Source organism: Hyalangium sp. (genome assembly GCF_045802625.1).
GTDB lineage: Bacteria > Myxococcota > Myxococcia > Myxococcales > Myxococcaceae > Hyalangium.
The window spans coordinates 1-25682 of record NZ_JBJMQP010000244.1; the positions used below are offsets into that span (position 1 = coordinate 1).

The window sequence follows — 25682 nt, forward strand, 5'->3', positions numbered from 1 at the left end:
TACTGCCAGCCTGGTATTAGGCCAGGTTGCGGATGACCGCGGAGGACATTTCGTCCAGCTTCTTCAGGATGTTGGAGATCTGCTGGGTGGCCTGCGACTCGTTCTCCAGCTTGAACTGAGCCTGCAGGTAGGGGCGCTGCTCCTCAGGAGCCGCGTTCACCATCTCCTGCTGGGTGCTGGTCAGGCCCTGACGCTGGCTGGTCACGATGTCCGAGATGCTCTTGATGCTCGACATGGTTTTGTCCTCCGAAATTTCGTTCGCGGAAAAAGTAGCGTTACACCCTGATTATCGGCTCCTCCCCTCCGGAGTTTCCTGCCTCTTTTTCCCCCGGATTTTCCCCTCCCCCTCCGATCAGCCGCAGCTGGGCCCCAGCCCCTTCGCACTCGCCGAAGCCGAAACCGGGCAGTTGCTGGCCGGACCGGGCGCCCAATCCCGCCGAGTCGGGCCTGCCTGCCGTGCACGCGGCCTGAGCCTTGGCCAGTCGCATGCCCGGTGGCCGACGGTGCGACTGCTCCTCTGGGCTGCCTCGACCAAGTGGCGCGCGACCGGACGGACGCAGCGCCCCCCCATGCTTGGTGTGGACGAAGTGCACACGCTGTGTCGGGCAGCGCCCAATCTCGACGCGCCTGCATACCTCGAAGGACGCCAATGCAAGCACTCACGTACGAAGGACCGTGGCGGGTGTCGGTCAAGGAGAAGCCGGACCCGCGCATCGAGCACCCGCAGGACGGCATCGTCCGGGTGGAGACCGCCGCCATCTGCGGCTCGGACTTCCACATCCTGCACGGCCTGATCCCCGACACCCGCGTCGGCTCCACGTTCGGCCACGAGTTCGTGGGCATCGTGGAGGAGGTGGGCCGGGACGTCACGGGCGTGAAGCCGGGCGACCGGGTGGCGGTGCCGTTCCAGATCTTCTGCGGCAGCTGCTACTACTGCCAGCGCGGCCTGACGTCGTGCTGCATGAACACCAACCCCAGCACGGACGCGGCGTGCGGCATGTACGGCTACTCGCACACCATGGGCGGCTACGACGGCGGCCAGGCCCAGTACGTGCGCGTGCCCTTCATCGGCGTGGACGCGGAGCACGTGCCCGAGGACGTCTCGAGCCTGGACGCGCTGCCCATCACCGACGCCTTCCCGACGGGCTACCAGGCCGCCGAGATGTGCAACATCCGCGGCGGGGAGACGGTGCTCGTGCTCGGCTGCGGGCCAGTGGGCCTGTTCGCCATGTGGTCGCTCTGGGCCATGGGCGCCGGCCGCGTCATCGCGGTGGACCACTACGACTACAAGCTCGAGTTCGCGCGCCGGTGGCTGGGCGTGGAGACGCTCAACTTCCGTGACGTGGATCTCGTCACGATCATCAAGGGCATGACCGAGGACCTCGGCGCGGACGCGACCATCGACGCGGTGGGCGCCGAGGCCGCCGGCAGCCCCATGCACCGCGCGCTCGGCATCTACGCGAAGCTCGAGGCGGGCAGCCCGCAGGCGCTCAATACCGCCATCCACGCCACGAAGAAGGGCGGCACCATCTCCGTCATCGGCGCGTACGGCCCGCCGTTCACCGGCGTGGACATCGGCACGTACATGAACAAGGCGCAGACCATGCGCACGGGCCAGGCGAGCGTGAAGCGCTACATGCCGCTGCTCTTCGAGCACATCCAGGCCGGCCGCATCCGCCCCTCCGACGTGCTCACGCACCGCGGCCCCCTGGAGAAGGCCCCGGAGTTCTACCGCACCATGGCCCAGAAGAAGGACGGGTGCATCAAGTGCGCCCTCTTCCCCAACGGCCCCACCATCCACTAGCCCGGAGACAACCCACATGGAAACGACAAATACTCCGCGTGAGTCCCAGGTGCGGGCCCCCCGCATCGACACGACCCACACCCCACGAGAGCCCACGTTGAGCAGCCCCGAGGACATCCAGCGGCACTCCGGCTACAAGGCAGTGCAGGCCCCGCAGCGCCCGGCCTACTGGGGCGTGGACCGTGAGCTGTCGCGCCGCCCCGGCGTGCCGATGATGCGGCCTCCGGAGCCCTGGCCCAACGCGCGCCTGGACATCGAGCGCATGGACCCCGCGCGCGCGACCGTGTTCAAGCACGGCCGCCCCAACCGGGAGTGGCCACCCGTCTTCGGCACCACCTGCCCTCCCAAGGGGCTGTCGGGCCTCATCCGCAAGTGGGCCTCGAGCCTCCCCGACCACAAGCCCCAGTACTGGCTGCTGAAGCTGCTGGGCGACCGCGTGGACAGCGCCGAGCACCGCCTCAAGAAGCTCGCGTCCGTGGCCCTGCCGCTCGCCGCCGTGGGGCTGCTGGGCCGCATGTACCTGCGCAACGGGCTCAGCGGCGCGAGGCTCGACCGCGTGCGCGGCACCCTGCACCTGCGCACCGCGTACGGGCAATAGGCCGCGCGGCCCGGGGAAGGGGCTCGCCCTTCCCCGGCGGGCGCGCCGAAGTGGAGCTGGAGGCGGGGGCTCGCTGGGCGCCTCGAGCCCGCAAAAGCCGAAGCCGGGCTTGCAGAGGGCCACTTCGCCCACGCAAGTCCGGCTCCGAGTGCTTCAGGTACTGCCAGCCTGGTATTAGGCCAGGTTGCGGATGACCGCAGAGGACATTTCGTCCAGCTTCTTCAGGATGTTGGAGATCTGCTGGGTGGCCTGCGACTCGTTCTCCAGCTTGAACTGAGCCTGCAGGTAGGGGCGCTGCTCCTCGGGAGCCGCGTTCACCATCTCCTGCTGGGTGCTGGTCAGGCCCTGGCGCTGGCTGGTCACGATGTCCGAGATGCTCTTGATGCTCGACATGGTTTTGTCCTCCGAAATTTCGTTCGCGGAAAAAGTAGCGTTACACCCTGATTATCGGCCCCTGCCCTCCGGAGTTTCCTGCCTCTTTTTCCCCCCGATTTTCCCCTCCCCCTCCGATCAGCCCCTGCCGAGCTCCGGGCAGCTCGAGCCCGCAAAAGCCGAAGCCGGGCTTGCAGAGGGCTCCTTCGCCCACGCAAGTCCGGCTCCGAGTGCTTCAGGTACTGCCTGCCTGGTATTAGGCCAGGTTGCGGATGACCGCGGAGGACATTTCGTCCAGCTTCTTCAGGATGTTGGAGATCTGCTGGGTGGCCTGCGACTCGTTCTCCAGCTTGAACTGAGCCTGCAGGTAGGGGCGCTGCTCCTCGGGAGCCGCGTTCACCATCTCCTGCTGGGTGCTGGTCAGGCCCTGGCGCTGGCTGGTCACGATATCCGAGATGCTCTTGATGCTCGACATGGTTTTGTCCTCCGAAGTTTCGTTCGCGGAAAAAGTAGCGTTACACCCTGATTATCGGCCGTGCCCTCGTGGAGTTTCCTATTTTTTGATCCACGGAGAACCAGCCCGCGGATCAGCCCTTCATCTTCCCCAGGCCCGGGTTCTTCATCCACGTCTTGAAGGACTCGAGTTCCTCCTGCTTCTTGCTCTCCGACGACGAGCTGGCAGGGGGCGGAGCGTCATCCCCGCCCAGGGACATCTTCTTCTTCGGCTGGCCACCCGACTCGAACCCGTCCTTGGCCGCCTTGCCCGCCGGGGCCTGAGGAGCCGCGGGCGCCGCCGCCGGAGCTGCCGCCGCCGGAGCCGCCGCCGCCGTGATGGCCGGGGCCTTGATCCCGTGCTCGGCCGACGACGAGGTGAACTGCGGCGAGAGCGCCGCGATGCGCTCCTGCATGTACTCAATCGTGAGGAGGAAGATCTCCGGAGGCGGAAGGGCCGCCGGGTCCTTCGTCAGGCGCATGAAGGCCTCGGTAAAGTCCCGGTAGAGGTGCTCATCCAGCGGCGCCGACGGCTCCATCGCCTTGAGGACCTGGACCGACTTGAGCATGCAGGCCTTGATGTTGCCGGTCGCCGTCTTGGACTGCTTCTCCAGCTCCGCGAGGATCTTCCCCCGCCGAGCGATCATCTCGGGCGGCTCCTTGGGAACGGGAATCGGCTGGGCCTTCGAATCTTTCGTCGACAAGGTACTTCCTCCTTAGAGTAGAGCGGGAGCCAGGGGCTGATTAGCGACATTACCAGAATTTCAGGGAAGCGGAATCAGCAGCACCGAAAATGGAGGCGGCCCCGGGCCTCACCGCCGGGAGAGCGCGCTGATCATCGCCTCGGCCTTGCGAGAGACGGGGTCCTCCTCGGGAGCCAGCCCCGTGGCCTTGCGCAGATCCTCGATCGCCTGCGCCTTCTGCCCCAGGGCCAGCTTCACCTCGGCGCGGCCCACGTGGGCCTGCGCATCATTGGGTGACAGCTTGATGGCCACGTCGTACGCGGCCAGCGCGCCCTGGGCATTGCCGGCGGCCAGCTCCACCACGCCCAGCGCCTTGGCGAAGTACGAGTCCGTGGGGTTCACCGCGTACAGGCCCTGGAAGAGCGTGCGCGCCTCGTTCACCCGCCCCTGGTAGAAGAAGAAGTAGGCCGTCTTGGCGATGGCGTAGAGCTCATCGTCCGTGTAGCCCCGCACCTCTTTCAGGGTGGCCTTGCCGTCGGCCCACTTCTGCAGCGTCGCGACGAGCTTCGCCTCGTCCTGGGGGTTGTTGGGATTGGGTACGGCCATGGCGCTAGAAGCCCTCGTCCTTCTGTTCCTCGCGGATGCGGCGCTGGATCTCCACCACCTCGGAGTGCACGTGCCCCATCAGCGACAGCATCTGTGACTCGCGCTGCAGCAGCGCCTTGAGCCGGTCCATCCGGTCCGGCGGCGCGTTGATGCGCGCCAGGCCCCGCTCCAGCATCTGCCGCTGCTCGTTCTCGGCGCGCTCGGCCACCGTCTCCAGGTGGGGCCGGTCCGAGAAGGCCTCGAGCGGCGCGTCATGGTTGCGAGGGTTGGGCGGGCTGGGCAGCCGCAGCTCCTCGGAGGAGTGCGCCGGGCCAATGAAGTCCAGCAGCGCCGCCGAGGCCAGCGCCGGGTTCTTCGCGTTGCCGCTCTTGAACTTCTTGCGGTTGAGCTGCGACGGGTCGACGAGCTTCTCGCGGACGCTGCGCGGCCCACCCCATGGCCAGAGGGGTGCCCTCGGGGGTTGATTGTTGATCTTCGCCATGGCGCAACCTCACTCCAGAAGGGGTCCGTCCGTCCAGCCCTTGTCAGCGCTGGCCGCCCGCCTGCTGCTCCTGCTGGAGGGCATAGACGAAGTTGAGGACCTCGGCCACCGCATCATACAGCTCCTCGGGCACTTCCTGGCCCACGTCAATGCGGTAGAGCGCGTTGGCCAGCGGCACGTTCTTCATGATGGGGATGTTGTACTGGCGGGCGATCTCCCGGATCTTCTCCGCCTTCAGCCGCAGCCCCTTGGCCACGATGCGAGGCGCGGTGTCCTTCTCCTTGTCGTACTTCAGGGCGATCGCGATCTCGGTCTCGTCGTTCATGGTCGCTCGGGATGATAGCCGGGGTGAGGCCCGTCAGGCTTGCGCGGGCGAGCCTTGCTTCAGGCCGTAGACAAAGTTGAGGACCTCGGCCACCGCGTCGTACAGCTCCTCGGGGACGTCCTGGCCGACGTCGATCCGCAGCAGCGCGTGCGCCAGCGGCACGTTGCGCAGCAGCGGCACGTCCGCCTGCCGGGCAATCTCCTTGATGCGCTCGGCCTTGAAGTCCAGGCCCTTGGCCAGCACCCGCGGCGCCGCGTCCTTCTCCCGGTCGTACTTGAGCGCCACGGCCACGTGATCCGGGTTGGTGACGATCACGTCGGCGCTCTTGACGGACTCCATCTGGGCGCCCTCCATGATCTCCTGGTGCATCTGCTTGCGGTGGGCCTTGTGGTGCGGATCGCCCTCGCTCTCCTTGTATTCCTTCTTCACCTCGTCCTTCGACATCATCATGTCCTTCATGTAGGACTTGCGCTGCCACCAGATGTCGAAGATGGAGAACAGCAGGAAGACAAGCCCAATGCGGGCGGCCACGCGGTACACCAGCTCGCCCATGACGGCCATGATGCCGGGGACCTCCTGGCGAGCCGTCTGCACCACCATGCCCATGGCGTCGCGCACCACGCCATAGACGACGTAGGCGGCGATGGAGATCTTCGCCAGGTTCTTGATCAGCTCGACGACGGTCTTCTTGGAGAAGATGTTCTTCAGGCCCGCCAGCGGGTTGAGCTTCTCCAGCTTGGGGATCAGCGTGTCCATGGTGAACAGCGAGCCCACCTGGAGGAACTCGGCCAGCCCGCCCACCACGGCGGCCCCCATGATGATGGGCACGCTCAGGACGATCACATCCCGCACCGCCATCTGCATCAGGTGGAAGGTGGCGACCTCGAGCGTGTCCGGCTGGGAGGTGTGCTCGAAGGAGAAGCGGAAGAGCGTCTTGATCTCCGCCTCGATGTTCGGCCAGCTGCTCTTGAGGGCGCCCAACCCCACGAGAAACACGAAGACGCCCGTCAGGTCCTTGCTCTTCCAGACCTGACCCTTCTTGCGGGCATCGTCGAGCTTCTTTTGTGTAGGTTCTTCTGTCTTCTCGTCAGACATGACAGACGCCGGGTCAGGTGAGGAGCTTCAAGGCATGCCTGAGCATCTCCAGCATGGAGACGAACTCCCGCTGGAAGCGCTCGATGATGAGCTGGATGGCCAGGGCGCCGATGACGACGGACACCAGGGGCTTGATGGCCATGGAGATGAAGAACACCTGGAGCTGCGGCGCCACGCGGTTGATGGCGCCCAGGGCCAGGTCCGTGAGGAAGGTGGCCAGCACGATGGGCGCCGAGAGCCCCAGGGCGATGGCCAGCAGCTGCGCGAAGGACCGGGTGATCAAGTCAAAGAAGGGCCAGAAGCCGGAGCTGAACTTCGGGAAGCCGTCCAGGGGGATGGCCACGAAGCTGTCGCCCAGCGTCTGGATGATGATGTGGTGCCCGTTGAGGGTGAGGAACAGCACCACGGCCAGCTGCACCTTGATGCTGGAGAAGAGCGAGACCTGCTGGCCCAGCTGCGGCACGTAGAGCTGGGCGTTGTTGCTGCCCGCCATGGTGTCCGCCAGGGTGCCGGCCACGCGCGCCGCGTCGAAGATGATGTTGATGATGAAGGACAGCGTCACGCCGATGAAGATCTCCTTCAGCATCAGCGCGATGAAGGGCAGCGCGGTGATGGGGAGGGCCCCCATCCGGTCCGCCACCAGCGGGAAGAGCACGATGGACAGCGTGATGCCCACGCCCATCTTCACCTCGGTGGGCACCACCTCGCCGCCGAGAAAAGGCGAGAACACCAGCACCGGCATGATCCGGCACATGAGCAGGCCCACCGTGAAGATGACGAGCGAGAGGTTGGCTTGCTGCGTCAACCTCGCGAGCACATCCGTGGCGTTCATTTGAGCATCGCCGGGAAGCGGTCGAAGACGTGGAAGGTGAAGCGCACCAGCTGCGAGCCAATCCACGGCCCCGTCATGGCCAGCACGACGAAGACGATGATGACCTTGGGCGCGAAGGTGAGCGTCTGCTCCTGGATCTGCGTGGTGGCCTGGAAGACGGAGATGATGAAGCCGACGATCAGGCTGATGAGCACGGGCGGCGCCGAGGCGACGAGCACCAGGAAGAGCGCCTGCTGGGTGATGACGGTCAGTTCATGCATGGCGCGCGCCTCTTACAGGTAGCCGATGACCAGGCCCTTGGCGATGAGGTACCACCCATCCACGAGCACGAAGAGCAGCAGCTTGAAGGGCATGGAGATGGTGGTCGGTGAGAGCATGTGCATGCCGAGCGCCAGCAGGATGTTGGCCACCACCATGTCGATGACGATGAAGGGCACGAAGAGCAGGAAGCCGATCTGGAAGGACTCCTTCAGCTCGGACACCACGAAGGCCGGGATGATGACCATGAAGTCCCGGTCACCAATGCTCTTGCGGTCCTCCTCCTTGCGCATCTTCTTGGCCAGGTGGAAGAAGAGCGCGCGGTCCTTGTCCTTGACCTTCTTGACGAGGAACTCGCGCAGCGGCTCCTTGGCGCGGCTGGCGCCCTCGAGCAGGGTGCCCACCGTCTCCGAGGAGAGCAGCCCCGGGCCCTTGGCCCAGATGTCCACCTCGGCCGCCTTGTACATGTTCTGACCCACCGGGGCCATGATGTAGACGGTGAGGATGACGGCCAGCCCGGTGATGACCTGGGTGGGCGGGATCTGCTGGGTGCCCAGCGCCGAGCGGACGATGGAGAGCACCACCGAGATCTTCACGAAGCTCGTCACCATCATCAGCACGAACGGCACGAGCGACAGCGCCGCCAGCGCCAGCACGAGGATGAGCGGGCGCGAGGCGAATGACTCGGGGTTCGTCAGGGACTGGGCGACGTTGTCCGGGACGGGATCCGGGCTGGCGGCGGCGGCTCCACCGCCACCTTTGGCGTGACCGGCGGCGAGGGCGACGGCGGGCTGGAGCGCGACCGCGGCGGCATAGAGCCAGGGAGTGAGGCGGGACAAGGACTGGCGAAGGGGCGAGGATCTCACGGGGGGCAATCTTCAGGACCGAGGGGGCGTGGAACCGGTCCGGCGAGAGAGGAGCTTCTGGAGGAAGGGAGTCAGGGGGACGACGTTGGTGGCGGGCGGGCGCTCGGCCCGGATGCGTTCGACGGCCTGGGTGTCGAGCTTCGACAGGAGCTGGAGACCGCCCTCGCCGCTGCCGACCAGGAGGTACTCGTCCGCGGCCTTGAGCACGAAGAGGGCCCGGCGCTGATCGAGCGGCACCCGCTCCACCACGGACACCAGGGGGTTGCGTCCCGGGCCCACGCCCTGCAACCCCATCAGCTTGCGCAGGCCCACGTTGAGCGTGAGGTAGATGCTGGCCAGCACCGCGAGCAGCAGCAGCACCGTGCGCACCAGCGTCCAGCCCAGGCTCTCGGGCTCCTCGGTGGCGGCCTGGGCCTCGAAGGGATCCGGAAGATCGCTTGCCGGAGTCGGAGCCGCCGCAGCAGGAGCCGCAGCAGGGGCCGGCGCCTTCACAGCGGCAGCCGGAGCAATGGGAACCGGCGCCTTCGCCGAGGAGGCCGGCGAGGCGGCAGCCGGAGCCTCCGCGGAGGCCAGCGGAGGCGCGAGCAGGAGCCAGGCGCAGGCCAGCAAGGCCCAGCGCACGTTCGATAGGAGGGAAACCACCATGACTGGGAGCGAGGCTAGTCCATTCGGCGGCGGGACCGCCATGGCTCCACCCCGGATCCGGGGGTGCGCCCTGCCCGCCCGCCTGCCTGAGGGTCTACCCCGCCAGGGAGAGCACTCGGACGCCGAGTTGCCCCTCCACCTCCACCAGCTCGCCGCGAGCGACCACCTTGCCATTGACAGAGAGCTCCACAGGCTCTCCAGGCGAGCGGTGTAGCTCAATGACCTGCCCCACCTTCAGCGCCACCACCTCATCCGCGGTGACGGGCACCCGGGCAAGTTCCACGGCGAGCTGTAGCGGAATATCGGCCAGCAGCTCGCTGCCCTCGGGCTTGTTCGAGTCCAAGGCATCCCCTTCCGAGTCCGGAGCCATCTCGTTCTCCGGATTGGTGAAAACCTCATCTTGCCGGGCACCCGCCCCGGCCGCCTCATCGATCGGCAGCACGCGCTGGAAGACCGGATCGCCGATGACGAAGTCCTTGATGCGCGCCTTGTACTGGCCGTCCTCGACGAAGACCTCGGCCGCCACGCGGGAGCTTCCCAGCCCCACTCGCAGCGTGGCCGTGCCCGCCTCGCCGCGATCCGGCCGCGCCGTCAGCGCGTCCATCAGCACCACATCCTTCACGCGGATGTATGCCAGATCCGCGCTGGCGATCTCCGCCTGGCCGATCTCCGCGCGCAGCCACGTGCGCACCGTGGACAGCAGCCGCCGGTTGATCTTGGCATCCGACACGAGCCGGGCCCGCCGCTCGGCGCTGCCACGGCTCTCGTCCGCCGCGCCCATCACCGAGGCCGGGACGATCAGCCGCACCATGCCCGTGTTCGAGCCCACCGTGACGTTGGCCTGGACGACCAGCACCAGCTCGTCTTCCCCGAGCTTGGAGGCGACCTCGTCCACCGTGCGCGCCACGGCCTCTAAGCGCAGGCGGGGCACGGTGGGCTCCAGCGAGGGCGCCAGCGACTTGAGCGCCTCGAGGACGACGAAGCTCATGACTCCTTCTTCGATGTCCGTCAGCGGCCGCAGGCCCACCGTCTCGCCAGCGCCGCCCAGCAGCATGTCCACCAGGTTGTGCGCGAGCGCCAGCTCCACCTCCAGCACCACGCGGCTCTTGAGCGCCCCCGGCGCGAGCACCGTCAGGAAGGAGGGATCCCCCAGGTGGCGGCGCAGCTCCGACACGGGGCGGATCTGCATGGACACCAGGGACATGCGCGCGTCGGCGTCGAAGAGCGCCTTGAGCCGGGTGTACAGGGGCTCGGCCGCGCTCGGAGGCGGCGCCAGCCGGTGGGCGCGAGCAATGAACTCGGTCTGGGTGCGGTCCACCCGCTCCAGGTTCCGGAACCGGAACGGCTTCCACGGCCGGGACGAGTGGAGCTGGCGCAGGTCCACCAGCATCGTCCGCTCGTGGTATCCGGGCTCATCATCCCGGCGCAGTGTCATGCGCGGGCCTCAAACTTGAGATCCTCGAGCTTCAAGCCGCGCCCCTGGAGCGCGCTCTTGAGGCCCTCGCTCTGCTCCTGGATCATCTTCAGCACGTCGCGGTCGCTCCCGCTGAAGACGGCCGAGATCTTCCCGTTCTTCGCGCTGAGCTTGATGGACAGGCCGCTGAGCACGTTGCTGCGCAGATCGATCTGGAACTCCGCCGCGCCCGCGCCGTTGGTGCCCACGCGCACGCGCTCGACGATCTTCTGGGCGATCTCGTTGGCGATGGCGCGCAGCCGGTCCGAGCCCGCGGTGGGCTTGGGCTTGGCCACCGGCACGGGCGCCATCAGCGCCGGGTTGAAGCGGAAGCCCGCCGCCGCGGCCGCCTCACCGCCCTGCTTGCCATCCTTGTTGCCGCCGCTCTGGCCGCCGCTCGAGTCCGCGTCCGTCTTGAGGCTGCCCTTCTGCCCGGCCCGCCCGGCGCTGCGCAGATCCGCGCTGCGATCGTCCGCCTTGGCGTCACCCTCGGCCTTCGAGTCCGAGCGGCGCGACTCGGCCAGGGACTCGGTGCCCTCGCGGCCCTCCTTGCGGTCGGCGGCCATCAGCTCGCCCCGGGCCGTGTCCGTCTGCTGACCCTCGGAGGTGCGCTCCGCCTCGCCCGAGAGCGCCGCGTGGACGCCCTCGTCCAGGTTCTTGGCCTCCTGGCGCCCCTGGGCCTTGCCCGTCTCCTGGCGCTCCCCGGTCTGCCGCGTGGCGGCGCCTTCCTGCTGGCGCGCCTCGGTGGCCGTCCCATCCTTCACGCGCGCGAGCACCTGCTGCGCCAGGCTCTGCTTGGTCTCCTGCTTCTGCTGCGTCTGCGCCTTGGCAGTCTGGCTCTGCTGGACCAGCTTCGAGAAGGCATTCTCCGTGGTGCGGATCTGCTTGCTCTTGGCCTCCGCCCGCTGCTTCTCCTGGAGGAGACGCTGGGTGATCTGGTCTGCCTGGCGATCGTCGTCGACTCGGCTCATCGCTCGTACCTGAAAAGGGGGGGAGAGGTTACTTGCGCTGGCGGGCCTGGAACAAGGCACTGCCGATCTCTTCCTGCGTCATCTCTTCGCGCTGCTGGCGCTCGTGCTTCACCTGCTTCTTCCAGTTCTCTTTGTGCTTCTCGATGGCCTTGAGCTCCTTGGCGGCCTCGGCCATCACGTAGCGCCGCTGCTCGACCAGCCGCTCGGCGGCCTTGACGGCCTCTTTTTGACGCTCGATGTCGAGCGCCACCTGCGCCTCCTCGTCCTTCAGGCGCTGCTCGAAGCGGCTCATCATGTTCATGCCGTTGATGCCGGCGCCCTTGGCCATCACCTCGTTGAGGTAGGCCATGACCTTCTGCTTGCGCTCGACCTTGCGCCGCTCCAGATCTTCCTCGAGGCGCTTGAGCTCCAGCTTCTCCTTCTCCAGGGCTTTGATGGCCGCGGAGAACGCCTGTTCAGCCTCCTCCTTGGCGCGGGCGCGCATATCCAGGAGGGTCTCCAACCGGTACTGGGGCATGGTGGCCCCATCCTAACCCGGAAAACCCCGTTTCGTCAGTCCTGGAAGAGCGCGATGAGCTTCTCGACTGTCTCCTCGAAGGGCGAGTTCGAGTGGGTGTCCTGTTTGAGGAAGTCGATGATGGCGTCGTACTTCTCGATGGCGTAGTCGGTCCGGGGGTCGGTGCCGACCTGGTAGGCGCCCAGGAGGATGAGATCGCGCTGCTTCTCGTAGGTGGCGAGCGTCTCGCGCAGCTTGCCGGCCGCCTTCTTGTGATCCTTGGAGACGATGCCGCTCATCACACGGGAGAGGCTGGCCAGCACGTCCATGGCGGGCCACTGGTTGCGCTCGCCCAGGGCGCGGTTGAGGATGAAGTGGCCGTCGAGAATACCGCGGACCTCGTCGGCGATGGGCTCTTCCATGTCACCGCCGGCCACCAGGCACGTGTAGATGGCGGTGCACTTGCCCTTATCCGAGTTGCCGGTGCGCTCCAGGATGCGCGGCAGCATGGAGAACACGCTGGGCGGGTAGCCCTGGCGGGCCGGGGGCTCGCCGATGGCGAGGCCAATCTCGCGCTGGGCGCGGGCAAGACGGGTCACCGTGTCGAGCATGAACAGCACGTTGCCGCCGCGCTCGCGGAAGTACTCGGCGATGGCGGTGGCCACGTAGGCGGCGCGCAGACGCACCAGGCTGGGCTGGTCGGAGGTGGCGCACACCAGCACGGCGCGCTTCATGCCCTCCTCGCCCATGGCGTCCTCGATGAACTCGCGAACCTCGCGGCCACGCTCGCCGATCAGCGCCACGACGCTCAGGTCCGCCTGGGTGTTCCGGGCGATCTGGCCCATGAGCGTGGATTTACCGACGCCGGAGCCTGCGAAGAGGCCCACGCGCTGGCCCTCGCCCACCGTGAGCAGCCCGTCGATGCAGCGCACGCCCAGGGGCAGCGGCCGCTCGATGCGCTGGCGCTTGAACGGGTCCGGGCAGTCGCGGTCCACGGACCAGTCGATCATGCCCTCCGGCAGGGGCTTGCCGTCGATGGGCTCGCCCGTGCCGCCGAGCACGCGGCCCAGCAGCCCGTCTCCGCACTTGATGGTGAGCGGGTTGCCGGTGGGGATCACCTCGCTGTCGGGGCCAATGCCGGACAGCTCGCCCAGGGGCATGAGCATCACCTCGTCGCCCTGGAAGCCCACCACCTCGGCCTTCACCCGGCCGTTGCGGCTCTTGATGTAGACGACCTCGCCCACGCGCACGTTGGGCACGCTGGCCTTGATGACCAGGCCCGTGAGCTCCGTCACCCGGCCCCGCACCCGGACGAGCGAGGCATCCTTCAACAGCGAGTAGTAGTGCTGGAGATCGATCGCCATGGCCCTACGCCGGTCCTTCCTTCTTCTTGTTGGGGTCGGGCACCAGCACGTTCTGGAGCATCTCGAACTGCGTGGGCAGCTGCGCGTCCACCGTGCCGAACTCCGTCTGGACGATGCAGCCCACCGACGACACCTCGGGATCCTCGCGGATGGCCAAGTCTACCGCCCGGCCAATGAGCTCCATCAGCTCCGGCTTGCGCGAGCGCAGCACCTGCGCCGTCTTGGGGTGCACCCGCAGCACCATGGCGCGCGCGCTGCGGATCTGCTCGATGGCCGTGGCGCACATGTCCAGCAGCAGCTCCGGCTGCCGCTCGATGTCCCGGCCGATGATCTTCTCGGAGATCTTACAGGCCAGGGCGATGACGTCCCGCTCGTTGTTGGCCAGCATCTGCCCCGCCTGCATCTTGGCGCGCAGCAGCACCTCGGTGGACTGGGCGAGCCCCTCCTGACGGCCCTGCTCGCGCGCCTTGGCCAGCACCTCCTCGCGCTCGCGCTGGGCCTCCGCGAGGATGCGCTCCTTCTCCTTGTGCGCCTCCTCGATGATCCCCTGGGCGGACTGCCGCGCATCGAAGATCTCGGCGTTCATCACGCCCGCGCGAGTCGGCCGCGCCGCCAGGGGCCGCTCGGCCGAGACGACAGCGTCCGCCCCCGGCCCATCACCTTTGATCACCTTGCCGATCGCCATGGACAGCTCCTTGCGGGCCGGATGCTAACGCGATCCACCGCGAGGTCCACGCCCCGAGTTGTCCTCAGGCCCGGGACGGGGCCGCCGCTGCACGCTCGTCCCCTCGCCCCTCGCAGGGCGCGGCCCACCGGAGACGGCCGCTGACTTGCCTGAGAGGACACGGGGCGGGCGATCTGGCTCTTCTGCTGTAAGAGCAGGTCTCACCCCGGTCCGCTGGTTGCGGGCGCCCGGAGAGGAGATGACCCGGGAGACCTCGGGATCGCTCGGGCCCGCCGGGCGCTCGCCCATGCGAGGAGGAATGCGCGCGGGGGGAATGCTCCGCCGCTCCCCTTCCCGTTCACGCCGGGGCGCGGCGGCGGCCCCTCCGACCTCGGGAGGAGGCCTCCGGGAGCCGGCGCGGGAGATGTCTCCCATCTCGGGAGGAGGCTGTCGCGAGCCGACGCGGGAGCTCTCCACCTCGGGTGGCTGCTGCCGGGAGCCCACCCGCGAGTTCTCTCGCCCGGGAGGAGGACCGATCCGAGCCCCACCGGGATCCGGAGCCACCGGGGGCTCTCGCCGGGGAGCCACGTTGACGGAGACCTCCCGCGGCCCCATGCGGTGCCGGCGCGAGGCGTCGGGCGGAGCGTCGGCCAGGGACTCCTCGTTCGCGCGGGAGCCCTCTCGGGAGGACAGCGCTCCGGCGCGGCGGGCGGCGCGCTCGGCCATGGGATCCCGGCGCTCGTTGGCGTTGGCCTGGCGCTCGTTGGCGTTGGCCTGGTGGGAGGCGCCTCCCACGGCCCCCGCGCGCCGCGCCTCGCGCTCGGCCATGGGATCGCGCCGGGGAGCGTTAGCAGGCGCCGAGTAGTTCGAGCGCTCGTGGCCAGGAGGAACACGGGCGGAACTCTGCTCGGCCCGCTCGGCTCTCTCGGAGCGGACGGGAGGCGGCGGTGCGCCGCGGCCCGGCGGAGGGTTCAGCGCGGGACGCTGCGGGGTGAGCCGCACCGGGCGATCGATCAGGCCCCGGATCGCGAGCCGCTCCAGATCCGCGACGATGTCGGCGCGGCCTCCGTCAGTGGTGCGCGAGACGGGCTTGGAGCGCTCGTCCCGGACCCACTTCGCCAGCAGGCTGCCGAAGTCGCTGCGGTGCCGCTCGAGCATGCGCGCGGCGAACTCCGCGGACTGCGCCACGCAGGCGCGCGCCAGGCGCTGGGTGCCCGCGCTGCGGAGGGCGGCGGACAGGTTCTTCAGGCCGTCATGCACCGCGAGCTGCTCCTTGGCCTCCTCCTCGGGCAGCTTGCGGGGTGCGTTGGCCTGGACGGACTTGATGGCCAGCTGCTTCTGGTCCGGCGGCAGCACGGAGATCAGCGCCTCGCGCTGCTCCTCGGCGAGCCCCGCCAGCGCCGGCCCCAGCACTCGCGCGCCGAGCCGATCACAGACGGTGAGCAGCTCGCGGGGCTGCAGCATCAGCACGTCGCTGAACTTGAAGCCGACCTGCGAGCCCGCGCTGCGCGACAGCCGCTGCTCCAGCTTCCAGCGGACGATGTCGAGGATCTGCGGGCGCACCTCGCGGGTGAGCCGCACCGGCTTCTGGGGCAGGTGGGCGCGCACGGCCTCGGCGAGCACCGCGGGCAGCGCGCGCAGCACCACCTCCGCCAGCGCGCCGCGCTCCTTCTGGATCAGCGCCGCCAGCTTCTCGGGCTCGGCGCTCCAGAGCTGGCCGCGCCGGTCCTTCACCAGCTTCTTGATCTCCTGCACCAGGAGCGGGATCCGCTTCTCGCGAGGGATCTGTATGATCTCCTGGGCGCGGTGGAGCAGCAGCTCGCCCTCCTCGGGCGCGAGGTGCTCCAGCGAGGCGACGCCCTCCTGACCGCCGAAGGTGATGGCGGTCAGCAGCAGCATCGTCTGGCGCTTGTTGAGCGAGGTGAGAATTTGATCCAACGGTCACCTCGCGGGCGTCATCGCCCAGGGTTCGATGCGGGAGGCACCGGGGGAGCTTGCCTCAGCCTACCGGCGAGCGGGGCGTCCCGCGGAGGCGCTCGAGCCGCCGCGCATGAGCACCCAGGCCGACAGGCCAATCATGCCCAGAATGAAGATGGAGACCAGCGCCACGAGCACGCGGAACTCGTTGGCGCTCGACGCCGTCATCCGCAGGCCGAACACGTCCTGCAGCCGGCTCTCGGAGTTGGTCTCCGCCGCGGGCGGCTGCGCCGGCGTCAGCAGCACGGTGACCTTGTCCGGCTTGAGCTCCTGCACCGCGGAGGAGACGAACTGCTGCACCTCCTTCTCGGAGACGGGCGACTTGCCCTCCAGCGTGGGCCGGTAGCGGATCATCACCGAGGCCGACGGCATCGGCTTGTTCTCCGGCTGGGTGAGATCATTGGTCTCGGGGATGTTGACGATGACGTCCGTCTCCAGCACGCCGTCCACCTTGGTGAGCGCGTTGGAGACCTCGCCGGCCACCGCCTTGAGCATCATCGCGCGCTCCTCGGCGGCCGTGGGCACCATGCTGCCCTTGGCGAAGTGGTTGAAGCCCTTCTCCATGGGGCGCGGCAGCGAGTTGCTGCGCAACAGCTCCGCGGCCTGCGCCGCGTCCGACTTGGACACCTGGATGGTGAAGACCATGTCCTTGCCGTCACCCACCGCCACCTTCGTGGCGTTGATGCCGTTCTTGTTCAGCAGGACGTAGATCTCGTTGGCGTCCTCCTCCGACAGCCCATGCTGCAGTTCAATGGAGCAGCCGGTGATGAGGAGCAGGGCCAGGAGCGGGGCAACAAGCTTGGACGATCGATGAGTCATGTGCGGGGCCTAGCTTAGCGGCGCGGCCTTCCCGTTCCAACATGGGTCCCGGAAAACGTGGAAGGGCGACCCCTGCGAGAGAGGGATCGCCCTTCCTGGCGCCGCCCGACAGAGGGGCAGGCAGCGGAGCTACACCTGGGTCTTGACGACGTCCTTGAGGCCGCTGGTGGCCTTCTCGACGACCTTGCTGGTCAGGTCCAGCTCCTGGGTGTACTTGTACATGGAGGCCTGGAGCGACAGCAGCTCCGAGTTGGAGAAGTTCTTGCCGCTCATGCCCCCGTTGATCAGCTTCTCGAGGTTGAGCTGGCCCTTCTCCAGCGAGTTGACCACGCTGGTCACCATGTTGCTGGCCTTGCTCGTCTCCGGCTTGGCATCCACCGGCTGGGCGGCCTTGGCCGACAGCTGCTCGCTGTTGGCGCCGTTCACCTTGTTCAGGCCGGCCTTCTCCGTCTTGTTGACGGTCTCGACCTGGCGCACCTGATCGGCCTTCTGGGTGGCCTGCGCCTTCTGAGCCGCCTGGGCCGCCTGCGTCGCGTGGGCCTGATCGACCCCGCCCGCCGCCTGGGCCTTGTTAGCGAGAGCCGCGTCGAACTTCGAGGCTCCCTGCTTGTTCACCTGCTGCGCGCCCTGATCCTGCAGCTTCTGCTGCGCGATCTGTGCGGCCGAGACGCCTGCCATCGGACCCGCCATGTGACTGCCTCCTTGCATCGTCGGAGGAAGCCGGGGCTTCCTCGTCGTCTAGAAGTTCCTTGAGTCGCTCGATGGCCCGCGCATGCAGCCGCGACGCCCAGCTCTTCGACTGCCCGATCTCCGACCCCGCCTCTTCCAGCGTCTTGCCGTGGAAGTAATACCCCTGCAGCAGCTGCCGCTCCTTCTCGGGGAGCTTCTCGATCGCCGCCCTCACCCGCTGCTTCAACTGCTCCATCTCCAGCCGCTGATCCGCCGGCAGGGACTCGTCCACGTACCCCGAGCTGTCCGCACCCTCCAGGCTGGTGGCGAACACCATCGCCAGCCCCGTCACCGCGCTGGAGATGTCATTAACATCATCGTCGAATGACCCTCCGCGGTTGCCTCCGCCCTGCTCGCGATCCGACAAATTTCCAAGATAGGCGGCCGCGCGCTCGCCCACGAAGGCCCCGCGCGCATCCGAGCCCTTCAACACCCCCATTTTCCTCAGCCCATCGAAGATGGCACCCTTGATGCGGTAGTGGGCAAAGGTGAGGAAGTTGGCTCCAACCTTGGGATCAAAGCGATCCGCGGCCTCCAGGAGGCCGATCTGGCCGTAAGCGACCAGCTCCTCTATCTCGAGTTGGGCATTGAACTGCTTGCGCACGGTCGCCGCGAGCGACCGCACGTAGGGCCCGTACTTCTCGAGGATGGACTTCTTGTCGTCGCCGAAACCCAAACGCTGCTCACTCGGCCTTGGACCACAGCCGCTCGAGAACCTGGTTGAGCCGAGGATCCTCTTGGAGCGCGTCCGCGATCTTGCCCGAGAGAGAGGAGGACTTCATGTGAAGCTTCTCCTTGAGGACCTCGGCGACGAGATGACGCGTAGCCTCCTCCTTGTTCTTGAAGCCTCCGTTCTTGAGCTGCTTGGCGATGGCCATGGCCTGCGCCGCGATGGGGTCCGCGGCCTTGGTGCTCTCCACATTGGAGGAGCCTACCAGCCCGGAGGGCCCCACCAGGGACTCGGCCTTGTCGACCTTGGCCCCGAAACTCGATCCACCCACGGGAGCGTTGCCGGACGCACCCTTCGCGCCACCCGCCCGGCCCTTGCCACCGCCACGTCCGACTCCACCGACAGCCATCGCCAGTCCTCCTCAGCTCCAGCGCATTGTATGCGCTACTTCTTCGGCGGGGGGAGTACCCCCGCATCCTTGGCTTCCACGAGGGCCTTGGCCAGCCGGGCGGCATCGCCTTCGGGCTCGAGATCCATCGCGGCCTTCAGTTCCTTCATCGCTTCCGGGACCTTCCCCAGGAAGAGTAGCGCTTCTCCGGCGTGCGCGCGCGGCAGGGCCGAATGCGGGGCCAGCCGCTGGGCCGCCCGGTAAGCTTGCAGGGCCTTGTCATGGCGCCCCTGGGCGAACTCCAGCGCGCCGAGCGCCAGCTGCGGCACCTCGCTCTTGGGCATCAGGGCGGCGGCGCCGGTGAAGACGTCCTTCGCCTTGTCGAACTTGCCCATGTCCAGCCAGATGTAACCGGCCTCGAGCAGGATCATCGCCTGCTGTTTGGCGACGGGAACCAGGCTGCCAGCAATCTCCGAAGCAGACTCCGCCATGAACCACGCTCTCCTTTGCAAGGCCCCGGAAGGAAGAAGGGCGGCACCGACGCCGCCCTCCGTCCTGCTCCGAGTCCGTCCGCCGACAGCTTAGCGGATCAGCGGATGTTGCCGATGGCGTTCTTCGCGTTCTCGTGGCGCGTCTTGAGGACGTTGGAGATCGCCTGGTACTTCTGGGACTCGTTCTGCATGGTGGCCTGGAGCTTCAGCAGGTCCTTCTGCTGCTGGAACATGCCGGCCAGCTCACCGTTGAACTCGGTGCCCGAGCCGCTGGTGGCGCCGCCCAGGTAGTTGGGGCCGCCCGCGCCGCTGCCGCCGGTGCCCGGGATGCCCACCGAGCCCGTCGAGCCCACGGTGGTGTTCACGGAGGGCACGCCCACCGTGCTCACCGCGCCCGCGCCGCCGCCGGTCGCGCCGGGGAGCGCGCCGGTGTACGGGGTGGAGGCCCCGCCCGTGGCGCCCTGAGCCGTGAGCGACATGGAGGAGACCGCCGCGGAGACGATGCCGCCACCGGGGACCATGCCCGCGGCCAGGCCCACGCCGCTGGCGACCGCGCCAGAGACGTTGTTCACGCCAGCCTGCACGCGAGCGCCGAAGCTCATGTCAGGAGTCTGCCGCGGCACGGACAAGTTGGCAGACATCCGGGGACCCATCAACCCACCGCCATTAACACCATTGACACTCATGTTTCCTCCAGCGTTCGGACAATCGAGAAGAGTGCTGCGTAAGGTTCAGAGCCCCGGCCAGCCCGGCGCTCTCATTGTAATTATCGCTGATCACGGCCCTGGGTTGCCTCGCTCCCTGAGAATCCTGTCCTCGGGAGCCCGGCCCCAGCAAATCCGGGCACTTGCGGGTTACTTGCGGCCCTTGCCGCCCTGGGACTCCGCGATCAGGCGCTCGCGGGTCTCCAGGAGGATGCCCAGCAGCTCCTCGGTGCTGGCCAGGGCGGCCTGCACCTTCTTGCCCTGCTCGCCCTTGGGGCCCTTGAGGGCGTTGAGGCCTTCCTTGATGGGGTTGAAGAGCGACTGGATCTCCTCCGTGGAGGCGCGCTCGATGAAGGACTCGATGGCCGGATAGGAGGGCGTGGGGAGCGGCTCGGGAGCGGGGGCCTGCTGCTGCTGCTTGGGGGGAGGCATCGTGGAAAAGGTCTCCTGTCAGGGCGCCATCCAGTCGATCGGCGCGGAGCAGATCCCGGGACGCTAGGAGAAAACTCCCTCCATGTTCAAGACGGCCGTCACGCCCGAGGGGCAAGGTGGCCCGCACGCGACGCTCGTCCAGCGAGCATGCACGCGGCATTGCCCTTCAGGACGTGTCCTCGTCTCCGAGCGCACCTAGCTTTTTCCCAGCGGGGGACGCGCACAGCACCCACCGCACTCACCACAATTCAAATGGGGGAGACTTCCATGAAGAAGCTGATTGGGTTGTTCGCGTCCGTGGCGTTGCTGGGCTCTGGCGTGGCCTTCGCGCAAGACCAGGCGCAGATGCAGGAGCCGCAGACGCAGAGCCAGGGCGCCACGGGGGGCTCTGGGAGCATGGGCTCTGGGAGCATGGGCTCTGGGAGCATGGGCTCGGGTAGCCAGGCAGGCCAGAGCGGGCAGATGGGCCAGAGTGGGCAGGCGGGCCAGAGTGGGCAGGTGGGCCAGAGCGATCAGAGCGGCATGATCAACCAGGTGGGCGGCAACCAGCTCACCGGGCGCGTGGTGAAGAACGACAAGAAGACCGTCTGGATCGAGCACGCGGGCGCCATCGTGCCGCTGAAGATCGACAAGAACACGCAGTTCACCGACCCGAGCCTGAAGAAGGTCCAGGATCTCAAGGAGGGTGACGAGATCCGCGCCTCGTTCGAGGTGCGGAAGACGGACAACGTGGCCACCAGCATCGGGAAGTCCTCGGGCACCGGCGGCAGCGGCACCGAGGTGATGTCGCCCGACTCGTCCATCAATCAGTCGCCCGGCACCCTGCCCTCGCATGAGGGCATCGGCGGCGATGTGAACTCGCCGGACGTCAACAAGGGCACCGGCGGCTCCAGCACGGGCTCGGACGTGAACAAGGGCTCGGATGCGAACTCGAACCAGAGCAAGACCAGCGGCGACTACTAGCGGCACCTCTCTCGGGCGGCTGCTCTCCTGAAGAGCCGCCCACCGCCTGTCCCGGTGCGGGGCCCGCGATCCACGGTTCGGATCGCGGGCCTCGTTTTTTTGCGAGAGCGTGACGCAGGAGCCTCCTCGCTGCTCCGGCAGCGGCCCGGCGGGGCTCCTGTGCTTGCCTGCCCTTCCACATTGACGGAGTCCTCCGTAAGCAGCTAGATGCCGCGCACTTGGACGACGTGTCGCGTCGGCGGCGCGCCGTTCCACGGGGGCGTCATGCACAGGGGTGGGCCCAACACCCGAAGTACGGCTGTGACGCGCACGCCCCCGCTTCGCGTGCCCAAAGGACTCCCCTGAACATGACCTCCTCAGAGCCCATCGTCTCCATCAATGACGTCACCAAGGACTACCACCTGGGAAAGGTGGTGGTGCCCGCGCTGCGTGGCGTCGGGTTGCAGGTGCACCCGGGGGAGTTCATCTCCATCGCCGGCCCCTCGGGCAGCGGCAAGACCACGCTGCTCAACCTGATCGGCTGCGTGGACACCGCCACCTCGGGTGTGGTGAAGGTGGCCGGCCAGGACACCAAGCTGCTCTCGGAGCGGCGGCTCACGGACCTGCGGCTGCACACCATCGGGTTCATCTTCCAGAGCTTCAACCTGGTGTCGGTGCTCAGCGTGTTCCAGAACGTGGAGTTCCCCCTGCTGCTGCAGAAGAAGTTCAACGCGGGCCAGCGGCGTGAGCGGGTGATGGCGCTGCTGGAGCAGGTGGGGCTGGCCAACCACGCCAAGCACCGGCCCAACGAGCTGTCCGGCGGCCAGCGCCAGCGCGTGGCCGTGGCGCGCGCCCTGGTGACCCAGCCCCAGATCGTCCTCGCGGACGAGCCCACCGCGAACCTGGACTCGGTGACGGGCCAGCAGATCATCGATCTCATGAAGGACATGAACCGCGAGCGCGGCACCACCTTCATCTTCTCCACGCACGACACGAAGGTGATGTCCCACGCCAACGCCGTGGTGCGGCTCAAGGACGGAAGGGTGCTCGACCGCGTCACCCCGGCCGAGGCGGGCATGGCGCTGGCCTCAGGCGCGGAGGCCCACTGATGGGCACGCTCACGCTGCTCCTGCAGGTGGCCTTCCGCAACCTGTTCAAGAGCAAGGTCAACCTCATCATCGGCGGCATCATCTTCTTCCCCTCGTGCCTGGTGGTGACGGGCGGGGCGCTGCTGGACAGCATGAACTCGTCCATGAGCCGCTCGATCATCGGCTCGCTGTCCGGCCACATCCAGGTCTACTCGGACAAGTCCAAGGAGGAGCTGGCGCTGTTCGGCGGCATGAGCGGGGAGGCGGACATCGCCGCCATCGACAGCTTCGCGCCCATCAAGGCGGCGCTGGAGAAGCACCCCAACGTGCAGACCGTGGTGCCCATGGGCACCAATGGCGCGCTCATCACCTCCGGCAACACGGTGGACCTGACGCTGGCCCGGCTGCGCGACTTGTACCGGAAGAACACCGCCGAGGGTGAGACGCCCGAGCGGCGGGCGCAGATCGACAGCCTCAAGCAGCACGTGCGCCACCTGGCCGATCTGCTCCAGGCCGAGCAGGAGACGCGCCGCATCCTGATTCGCGACGAGGCGCGGGATCCCGCGGAGGCGGCGGCGCTGGAGAAGACGCGCTCGGACGCGTTCTGGGCGGACTTCGAGAAGGATCCGCTCGGCTCGCTCGAGTTCCTGGAGAACCAGCTGGCGCCCCAGGTGGCCGATGGAGATCTGCTCTACATCCGCTACGTGGGCACGGACCTGGACGCGTTCCAGAAGAGCTTCGATCGCATGCAGATCGTCGACGGCCAGAAGGTGCCCGAGGGCAAGCGCGGCATGCTGCTGTCCAAGTTCTTCTACGAGGACAACCTCAAGCTGAAGACGGCGCGCCGGTTGGATCTCATCAAGGAGGCGCGCGACACCAACCACAAGACGATCGCCCTGGATCCCCTGCTCCGGCGCATGGTGAAGGAGAACTCCACGCAGACCCGGGAGATCGTCTACCAGCTTGATCCGCTCAAGACGAAGCAGGCCGTCGCGCGGCTCCAGGAGGCCCTCAAGAGCCAGGAGACGGACCTGTCGAAGCTGCTGGGCGAGTTCCTGACGGTGAAGGACGAGAACTTCGACACCCGCTACAAGCAGTTCTACGAGCAGCTGGCGCCGCTGCTGGACCTGTACCGCATCAAGATGGGCGACACGCTCACCATCACCGCCTTCAGCCGCACCGGCTACGTGCAGAGCGTGAACGTGCCCATCTACGGCACCTACCAGTTCAGCGGCCTGGAGAAGTCCCCGCTGGCGGGCGCGGCCAACCTGATGGATCTGGTCTCCTTCCGCGAGCTGTACGGCTACCTCACCGACGAGAAGAAGGCGGAGATCGCCCAGCTCAAGCAGAAGAGCGGCGCCGCCGAGGTGAAGCGGGAGGACGCCGAGGCGGCCCTCTTCGGCGAGGACGCGCCCTCCAAGCTGGTGGCCGATGCCACCCCCGGGCTGATCAACGAGACCGATCAGATCACCTCCAACGGCGCCGCCCTGCGCAACGAAGACCTGATCAAGCGCGTCTACTCCCAGCACGAGATCGAGGGCGGCATGGTGCTGAGCGCCGCCATCGTCCTCAAAGATCCCTCGAAGCTGGACGCCACCCTGGCGGAGCTGCAGCAGTCCCAGGAGCTGAAGGACCTGAAGCTGCGCGTGGTGAGCTGGCAGAAGGCCGCCGGCCTCATCGGGCAGTTCGTGATGATGATGCGGATGGTGCTGTGGGGCATCATCCTCATCCTCTTCGTGGTGGTGCTGGCCATCATCAACAACGCGGTGATGATGGCGACCCTCCAGCGCGTGAAGGAGGTGGGCACGATGCGGGCCATTGGCGCGCAGCGCTCGTTCATCCTCTCCATGGTGCTGCTGGAGACGGTGGTGCTGGGCCTGGTGTTCGGCGGCCTGGGCGCGGGCACCGGCAGCGCGCTGATCACCTGGCTGCACAACGTGGGCATCCCCGCCGGCTCCGACGAGATGTACTTCTTCTTCAGCGGCCCGCGGCTGCTGCCCACCCTGTCCGCCTCCAACGTCATCTCCGCCTTTGTCCTGGTGGTGGGCGTGTCCCTGTTCTCCACCTTCTACCCCGCCTTCCTGGCCACCCGAGTGTCGCCCGTCACGGCGATGCAGACGGACGAGTGAAGCCATGCTCCAGATCCTCCTGATTGCCTTCCGCAACCTGCTGGCGCACCGCCGGCGCACCGCGCTGCTGGGCGCCGCCATCGCTGGCGTCACCGCAGTGCTCGTCATCCTCATGGGCGTCACCAATGGGATGAAGGCCACCATGCTGGAGTCGGCCACCACGTTGATGAGCGGCCACGTCAACGTGGGCGGCTTCTACAAAGTGACGGCGGGCCAGTCCGCGCCGGTGGTCACCCAGTACCCCAAGCTCATCGAGGTCCTCCGCAAGGAGGTGCCGGAGCTGGACTACGTGTCCCAGCGCGGGCGCGGCTGGGCCAAGCTCGTCTCCGACACCGGCTCCATGCAGGTGGGCATCGGCGGCATCGACGTGGAGGGCGAGCAAGGCTTCCGCAAGGTCGTCCAGGTCCGTGAGGGCAAGCTGGAGGACCTGAAGGAGCCGGGCACCATCCTCATCTTCGAGGAGCAGGCCAAGAAGCTGGAGGTCAAGGTGGGCGACACGCTGACGCTGTCGGCGCCCACCATGCGCGGCGTCAACAACACGCTGGATGTGCGCGTGGTGGCCATCGCGGCCAACATCGGAATGATGAGCGCGTGGAACACCTTCGTGCCCAGCAAGAGCCTGCGCGATCTGTACCAGCTCAAGGAGGACACCACGGGCGCCATCTTCCTGTACCTCAAGGACATGCGGGACATCCCCAAGGTGCAGCAGCGGCTGCGCGAGAAGCTGCCCACGGTGGGCTTCACGCTGATGGACAACGATCCGCGCGCCTTCTGGATGAAGTTCGACGTGGTGAACCGCGAGGGCTGGACGGGGCAGAAGCTGGACATCACCAACTGGGAGGACGAGATCTCCTTCGTGAAGTGGGTCGTCACGGCGCTGGGCGCCATCACCACCGGGCTCACGTTCCTGCTGCTGGTGGTGATCGCCGTGGGCATCATGAATACGCTGTGGATCGCCATCCGGGAGCGCACCCGGGAGATCGGCACGCTGCGCGCCATCGGCATGCAGCGCGGCCGCGTGCTGGTGATGTTCCTCACGGAGGCGCTGATGCTCAGCCTGGCCTCGACGCTCACGGGGGCCGCGGCCGCCTCCGCGCTCTGCACGTTCATCAACGCCCAGCACGTGGTGGCCCCGCAGGTCATCCAGGTGATGCTGCTGACCGAGCACTGGTTCCTCAAGGTGGAGCCCGGCTCCGTGGCCTTCGCCGTGACGCTCATTACCGTGGCTGCGATGATCGTCAGCCTCGTTCCCTCGTTCCTCGCCGCGCGGATGAAGCCCGTGACGGCCATGCACCACATCGGGTGATG

31 protein-coding genes are annotated in these 25682 nt (G+C 67.5%); 6 read left to right on the forward strand and 25 right to left on the reverse strand.

Annotated elements, in window-relative coordinates; all coding sequences use genetic code 11:
- Positions 1-16 precede the first annotated feature (16 nt).
- Positions 17-235, reverse strand: coding sequence for a hypothetical protein (locus ACJ8AT_RS37915; RefSeq protein WP_407739505.1), 219 nt, complete (start codon positions 233-235; stop codon positions 17-19).
- 414 nt (positions 236-649) lie between these two features.
- Between ACJ8AT_RS37915 and ACJ8AT_RS37920 the strand changes: the two genes are divergently transcribed.
- Both ACJ8AT_RS37920 and ACJ8AT_RS37925 read left to right on the forward strand, forming a co-directional pair.
- Complete coding sequence (locus ACJ8AT_RS37920; protein WP_407742865.1) at positions 650-1804, forward strand: zinc-dependent alcohol dehydrogenase; 1155 nt, start codon at positions 650-652, stop codon at positions 1802-1804.
- Positions 1805-1820: 16 nt separating this feature from the next.
- Positions 1821-2402 carry a hypothetical protein gene (locus ACJ8AT_RS37925; RefSeq protein ID WP_407742866.1) on the forward strand — a complete coding sequence of 194 codons (582 nt, stop codon included), beginning with the start codon at positions 1821-1823 and terminating at the stop codon, positions 2400-2402.
- Between the two features lie 174 nt (positions 2403-2576).
- Here the strand turns inward: ACJ8AT_RS37925 and ACJ8AT_RS37930 are convergent, their stop codons facing one another.
- The 24 genes from ACJ8AT_RS37930 to ACJ8AT_RS38045 form a co-directional block, all read right to left on the reverse strand.
- A complete protein-coding gene (locus ACJ8AT_RS37930; protein WP_407739505.1) occupies positions 2577-2795 on the reverse strand; it encodes a hypothetical protein in 219 nt (72 codons plus the stop codon).
- Positions 2796-3030: 235 nt separating this feature from the next.
- Positions 3031-3249 carry a hypothetical protein gene (locus ACJ8AT_RS37935; RefSeq protein WP_407739505.1) on the reverse strand — a complete coding sequence of 73 codons (219 nt, stop codon included), beginning with the start codon at positions 3247-3249 and terminating at the stop codon, positions 3031-3033.
- Between the two features lie 112 nt (positions 3250-3361).
- Positions 3362-3970, reverse strand: a complete 609-nt coding sequence (locus ACJ8AT_RS37940) for a hypothetical protein (RefSeq protein ID WP_407742867.1) — start codon at positions 3968-3970, stop codon at positions 3362-3364.
- 108 nt (positions 3971-4078) lie between these two features.
- The gene (locus ACJ8AT_RS37945) at positions 4079-4555 is read right to left on the reverse strand and encodes a SycD/LcrH family type III secretion system chaperone (protein ID WP_407742868.1); all 477 of its coding nucleotides are present in this window, start codon (positions 4553-4555) and stop codon (positions 4079-4081) included.
- A 4-nt stretch (positions 4556-4559) separates the two neighbouring features.
- On the reverse strand, positions 4560-5036 hold the full coding sequence (locus ACJ8AT_RS37950; RefSeq protein WP_407742869.1) for a hypothetical protein: 477 nt from the start codon (positions 5034-5036) through the stop codon (positions 4560-4562).
- Positions 5037-5079: 43 nt separating this feature from the next.
- Complete coding sequence (locus ACJ8AT_RS37955) at positions 5080-5361, reverse strand: EscU/YscU/HrcU family type III secretion system export apparatus switch protein (protein WP_407742870.1); 282 nt, start codon at positions 5359-5361, stop codon at positions 5080-5082.
- A gap of 33 nt (positions 5362-5394) precedes the next feature.
- Positions 5395-6456 carry a type III secretion system export apparatus subunit SctU gene (gene sctU, locus ACJ8AT_RS37960; RefSeq protein WP_407742871.1) on the reverse strand — a complete coding sequence of 354 codons (1062 nt, stop codon included), beginning with the start codon at positions 6454-6456 and terminating at the stop codon, positions 5395-5397.
- Positions 6457-6469: 13 nt separating this feature from the next.
- Positions 6470-7288 carry a flagellar biosynthetic protein FliR gene (locus ACJ8AT_RS37965; RefSeq protein ID WP_407742872.1) on the reverse strand — a complete coding sequence of 273 codons (819 nt, stop codon included), beginning with the start codon at positions 7286-7288 and terminating at the stop codon, positions 6470-6472.
- Positions 7285-7548: a flagellar biosynthesis protein FliQ gene (fliQ, locus tag ACJ8AT_RS37970; RefSeq protein ID WP_407742873.1), complete on the reverse strand. Its 264-nt coding sequence runs from the start codon at positions 7546-7548 to the stop codon at positions 7285-7287. The genes ACJ8AT_RS37965 and fliQ overlap by 4 nt, the downstream gene beginning before the upstream one ends.
- Before the next feature lie 12 nt (positions 7549-7560).
- Positions 7561-8421 carry a type III secretion system export apparatus subunit SctR gene (gene sctR, locus ACJ8AT_RS37975; RefSeq protein ID WP_407742874.1) on the reverse strand — a complete coding sequence of 287 codons (861 nt, stop codon included), beginning with the start codon at positions 8419-8421 and terminating at the stop codon, positions 7561-7563.
- Between the two features lie 3 nt (positions 8422-8424).
- Entirely contained in the window at positions 8425-9057 is a 633-nt protein-coding gene (locus ACJ8AT_RS37980; protein WP_407742875.1) for a flagellar biosynthetic protein FliO, read from the reverse strand.
- Between the two features lie 94 nt (positions 9058-9151).
- Positions 9152-10492, reverse strand: a complete 1341-nt coding sequence (gene sctQ, locus ACJ8AT_RS37985) for a type III secretion system cytoplasmic ring protein SctQ (protein ID WP_407742876.1) — start codon at positions 10490-10492, stop codon at positions 9152-9154.
- A complete protein-coding gene (locus ACJ8AT_RS37990) occupies positions 10489-11481 on the reverse strand; it encodes a flagellar hook-length control protein FliK (protein ID WP_407742877.1) in 993 nt (330 codons plus the stop codon). The genes sctQ and ACJ8AT_RS37990 overlap by 4 nt, the downstream gene beginning before the upstream one ends.
- A 28-nt stretch (positions 11482-11509) precedes the next feature.
- Entirely contained in the window at positions 11510-11998 is a 489-nt protein-coding gene (locus tag ACJ8AT_RS37995; protein ID WP_407742878.1) for a flagellar assembly protein FliH, read from the reverse strand.
- A gap of 35 nt (positions 11999-12033) precedes the next feature.
- Positions 12034-13341 carry a type III secretion system ATPase SctN gene (gene sctN / locus ACJ8AT_RS38000; protein WP_407742879.1) on the reverse strand — a complete coding sequence of 436 codons (1308 nt, stop codon included), beginning with the start codon at positions 13339-13341 and terminating at the stop codon, positions 12034-12036.
- Positions 13342-13345: 4 nt separating this feature from the next.
- A complete protein-coding gene (locus ACJ8AT_RS38005) occupies positions 13346-14026 on the reverse strand; it encodes a FliH/SctL family protein (RefSeq protein ID WP_407742880.1) in 681 nt (226 codons plus the stop codon).
- A gap of 24 nt (positions 14027-14050) precedes the next feature.
- Positions 14051-15943: a hypothetical protein gene (locus tag ACJ8AT_RS38010; protein WP_407742881.1), complete on the reverse strand. Its 1893-nt coding sequence runs from the start codon at positions 15941-15943 to the stop codon at positions 14051-14053.
- 66 nt (positions 15944-16009) lie between these two features.
- Positions 16010-16801, reverse strand: coding sequence for a type III secretion protein (locus ACJ8AT_RS38015; protein WP_407742882.1), 792 nt, complete (start codon positions 16799-16801; stop codon positions 16010-16012).
- A gap of 129 nt (positions 16802-16930) precedes the next feature.
- The gene (locus ACJ8AT_RS38020; RefSeq protein WP_407742883.1) at positions 16931-17416 is read right to left on the reverse strand and encodes an ATP-dependent helicase HrpB; all 486 of its coding nucleotides are present in this window, start codon (positions 17414-17416) and stop codon (positions 16931-16933) included.
- Positions 17373-18206: a sigma-70 family RNA polymerase sigma factor gene (locus ACJ8AT_RS38025; protein ID WP_407742884.1), complete on the reverse strand. Its 834-nt coding sequence runs from the start codon at positions 18204-18206 to the stop codon at positions 17373-17375. The genes ACJ8AT_RS38020 and ACJ8AT_RS38025 overlap by 44 nt, the downstream gene beginning before the upstream one ends.
- Before the next feature lie 7 nt (positions 18207-18213).
- Complete coding sequence (locus ACJ8AT_RS38030; RefSeq protein ID WP_407742885.1) at positions 18214-18609, reverse strand: hypothetical protein; 396 nt, start codon at positions 18607-18609, stop codon at positions 18214-18216.
- A 35-nt stretch (positions 18610-18644) separates the two neighbouring features.
- Positions 18645-19079, reverse strand: coding sequence for a tetratricopeptide repeat protein (locus tag ACJ8AT_RS38035; RefSeq protein WP_407742886.1), 435 nt, complete (start codon positions 19077-19079; stop codon positions 18645-18647).
- A 98-nt stretch (positions 19080-19177) separates the two neighbouring features.
- On the reverse strand, positions 19178-19720 hold the full coding sequence (locus tag ACJ8AT_RS38040) for a hypothetical protein (protein WP_407742887.1): 543 nt from the start codon (positions 19718-19720) through the stop codon (positions 19178-19180).
- A 213-nt stretch (positions 19721-19933) separates the two neighbouring features.
- Positions 19934-20215 (reverse strand): hypothetical protein, encoded by a 282-nt coding sequence (locus ACJ8AT_RS38045; RefSeq protein WP_407742888.1) that lies wholly within the window; start codon positions 20213-20215, stop codon positions 19934-19936.
- 267 nt (positions 20216-20482) lie between these two features.
- Here ACJ8AT_RS38045 and ACJ8AT_RS38050 point away from each other — a divergent pair, with 267 nt between their 5' ends.
- From ACJ8AT_RS38050 to ACJ8AT_RS38065, 4 genes are all read left to right on the forward strand, one after another.
- Positions 20483-21178, forward strand: coding sequence for a hypothetical protein (locus tag ACJ8AT_RS38050; protein WP_407742889.1), 696 nt, complete (start codon positions 20483-20485; stop codon positions 21176-21178).
- A gap of 347 nt (positions 21179-21525) precedes the next feature.
- Positions 21526-22266 (forward strand): ABC transporter ATP-binding protein, encoded by a 741-nt coding sequence (locus ACJ8AT_RS38055; protein ID WP_407742890.1) that lies wholly within the window; start codon positions 21526-21528, stop codon positions 22264-22266.
- Positions 22266-24374 carry an ABC transporter permease gene (locus tag ACJ8AT_RS38060; RefSeq protein ID WP_407742891.1) on the forward strand — a complete coding sequence of 703 codons (2109 nt, stop codon included), beginning with the start codon at positions 22266-22268 and terminating at the stop codon, positions 24372-24374. Before ACJ8AT_RS38055 ends, ACJ8AT_RS38060 begins: the two co-directional genes overlap by 1 nt.
- A 4-nt stretch (positions 24375-24378) precedes the next feature.
- Positions 24379-25680, forward strand: a complete 1302-nt coding sequence (locus ACJ8AT_RS38065; RefSeq protein ID WP_407742892.1) for an ABC transporter permease — start codon at positions 24379-24381, stop codon at positions 25678-25680.
- The last annotated feature ends 2 nt before the right edge of the window (positions 25681-25682 follow it).

What these genes read in the sequence shown, in the direction of transcription:
- ACJ8AT_RS37915 (WP_407739505.1), bottom strand. Translation starts at nt 235, where the DNA reads ATGTCGAGCATCAAGAGCATCTCGGACATCGTGACCAGCCAGCGTCAG.
- ACJ8AT_RS37920 (WP_407742865.1), top strand. Translation starts at nt 650, where the DNA reads ATGCAAGCACTCACGTACGAAGGACCGTGGCGGGTGTCGGTCAAGGAG.
- ACJ8AT_RS37925 (WP_407742866.1), top strand. Translation starts at nt 1,821, where the DNA reads ATGGAAACGACAAATACTCCGCGTGAGTCCCAGGTGCGGGCCCCCCGC.
- ACJ8AT_RS37930 (WP_407739505.1), bottom strand. Translation starts at nt 2,795, where the DNA reads ATGTCGAGCATCAAGAGCATCTCGGACATCGTGACCAGCCAGCGCCAG.
- ACJ8AT_RS37935 (WP_407739505.1), bottom strand. Translation starts at nt 3,249, where the DNA reads ATGTCGAGCATCAAGAGCATCTCGGATATCGTGACCAGCCAGCGCCAG.
- ACJ8AT_RS37945 (WP_407742868.1), bottom strand. Translation starts at nt 4,555, where the DNA reads ATGGCCGTACCCAATCCCAACAACCCCCAGGACGAGGCGAAGCTCGTC.
- ACJ8AT_RS37950 (WP_407742869.1), bottom strand. Translation starts at nt 5,036, where the DNA reads ATGGCGAAGATCAACAATCAACCCCCGAGGGCACCCCTCTGGCCATGG.
- ACJ8AT_RS37955 (WP_407742870.1), bottom strand. Translation starts at nt 5,361, where the DNA reads ATGAACGACGAGACCGAGATCGCGATCGCCCTGAAGTACGACAAGGAG.
- sctU (WP_407742871.1), bottom strand. Translation starts at nt 6,456, where the DNA reads ATGTCTGACGAGAAGACAGAAGAACCTACACAAAAGAAGCTCGACGAT.
- ACJ8AT_RS37965 (WP_407742872.1), bottom strand. Translation starts at nt 7,288, where the DNA reads ATGAACGCCACGGATGTGCTCGCGAGGTTGACGCAGCAAGCCAACCTC.
- fliQ (WP_407742873.1), bottom strand. Translation starts at nt 7,548, where the DNA reads ATGCATGAACTGACCGTCATCACCCAGCAGGCGCTCTTCCTGGTGCTC.
- ACJ8AT_RS37980 (WP_407742875.1), bottom strand. Translation starts at nt 9,057, where the DNA reads ATGGTGGTTTCCCTCCTATCGAACGTGCGCTGGGCCTTGCTGGCCTGC.
- sctQ (WP_407742876.1), bottom strand. Translation starts at nt 10,492, where the DNA reads ATGACACTGCGCCGGGATGATGAGCCCGGATACCACGAGCGGACGATG.
- ACJ8AT_RS37990 (WP_407742877.1), bottom strand. Translation starts at nt 11,481, where the DNA reads ATGAGCCGAGTCGACGACGATCGCCAGGCAGACCAGATCACCCAGCGT.
- ACJ8AT_RS37995 (WP_407742878.1), bottom strand. Translation starts at nt 11,998, where the DNA reads ATGCCCCAGTACCGGTTGGAGACCCTCCTGGATATGCGCGCCCGCGCC.
- sctN (WP_407742879.1), bottom strand. Translation starts at nt 13,341, where the DNA reads ATGGCGATCGATCTCCAGCACTACTACTCGCTGTTGAAGGATGCCTCG.
- ACJ8AT_RS38005 (WP_407742880.1), bottom strand. Translation starts at nt 14,026, where the DNA reads ATGGCGATCGGCAAGGTGATCAAAGGTGATGGGCCGGGGGCGGACGCT.
- ACJ8AT_RS38015 (WP_407742882.1), bottom strand. Translation starts at nt 16,801, where the DNA reads ATGACTCATCGATCGTCCAAGCTTGTTGCCCCGCTCCTGGCCCTGCTC.
- ACJ8AT_RS38030 (WP_407742885.1), bottom strand. Translation starts at nt 18,609, where the DNA reads ATGGCTGTCGGTGGAGTCGGACGTGGCGGTGGCAAGGGCCGGGCGGGT.
- ACJ8AT_RS38035 (WP_407742886.1), bottom strand. Translation starts at nt 19,079, where the DNA reads ATGGCGGAGTCTGCTTCGGAGATTGCTGGCAGCCTGGTTCCCGTCGCC.
- ACJ8AT_RS38040 (WP_407742887.1), bottom strand. Translation starts at nt 19,720, where the DNA reads ATGTCTGCCAACTTGTCCGTGCCGCGGCAGACTCCTGACATGAGCTTC.
- ACJ8AT_RS38045 (WP_407742888.1), bottom strand. Translation starts at nt 20,215, where the DNA reads ATGCCTCCCCCCAAGCAGCAGCAGCAGGCCCCCGCTCCCGAGCCGCTC.
- ACJ8AT_RS38050 (WP_407742889.1), top strand. Translation starts at nt 20,483, where the DNA reads ATGAAGAAGCTGATTGGGTTGTTCGCGTCCGTGGCGTTGCTGGGCTCT.
- ACJ8AT_RS38055 (WP_407742890.1), top strand. Translation starts at nt 21,526, where the DNA reads ATGACCTCCTCAGAGCCCATCGTCTCCATCAATGACGTCACCAAGGAC.
- ACJ8AT_RS38060 (WP_407742891.1), top strand. Translation starts at nt 22,266, where the DNA reads ATGGGCACGCTCACGCTGCTCCTGCAGGTGGCCTTCCGCAACCTGTTC.
- ACJ8AT_RS38065 (WP_407742892.1), top strand. Translation starts at nt 24,379, where the DNA reads ATGCTCCAGATCCTCCTGATTGCCTTCCGCAACCTGCTGGCGCACCGC.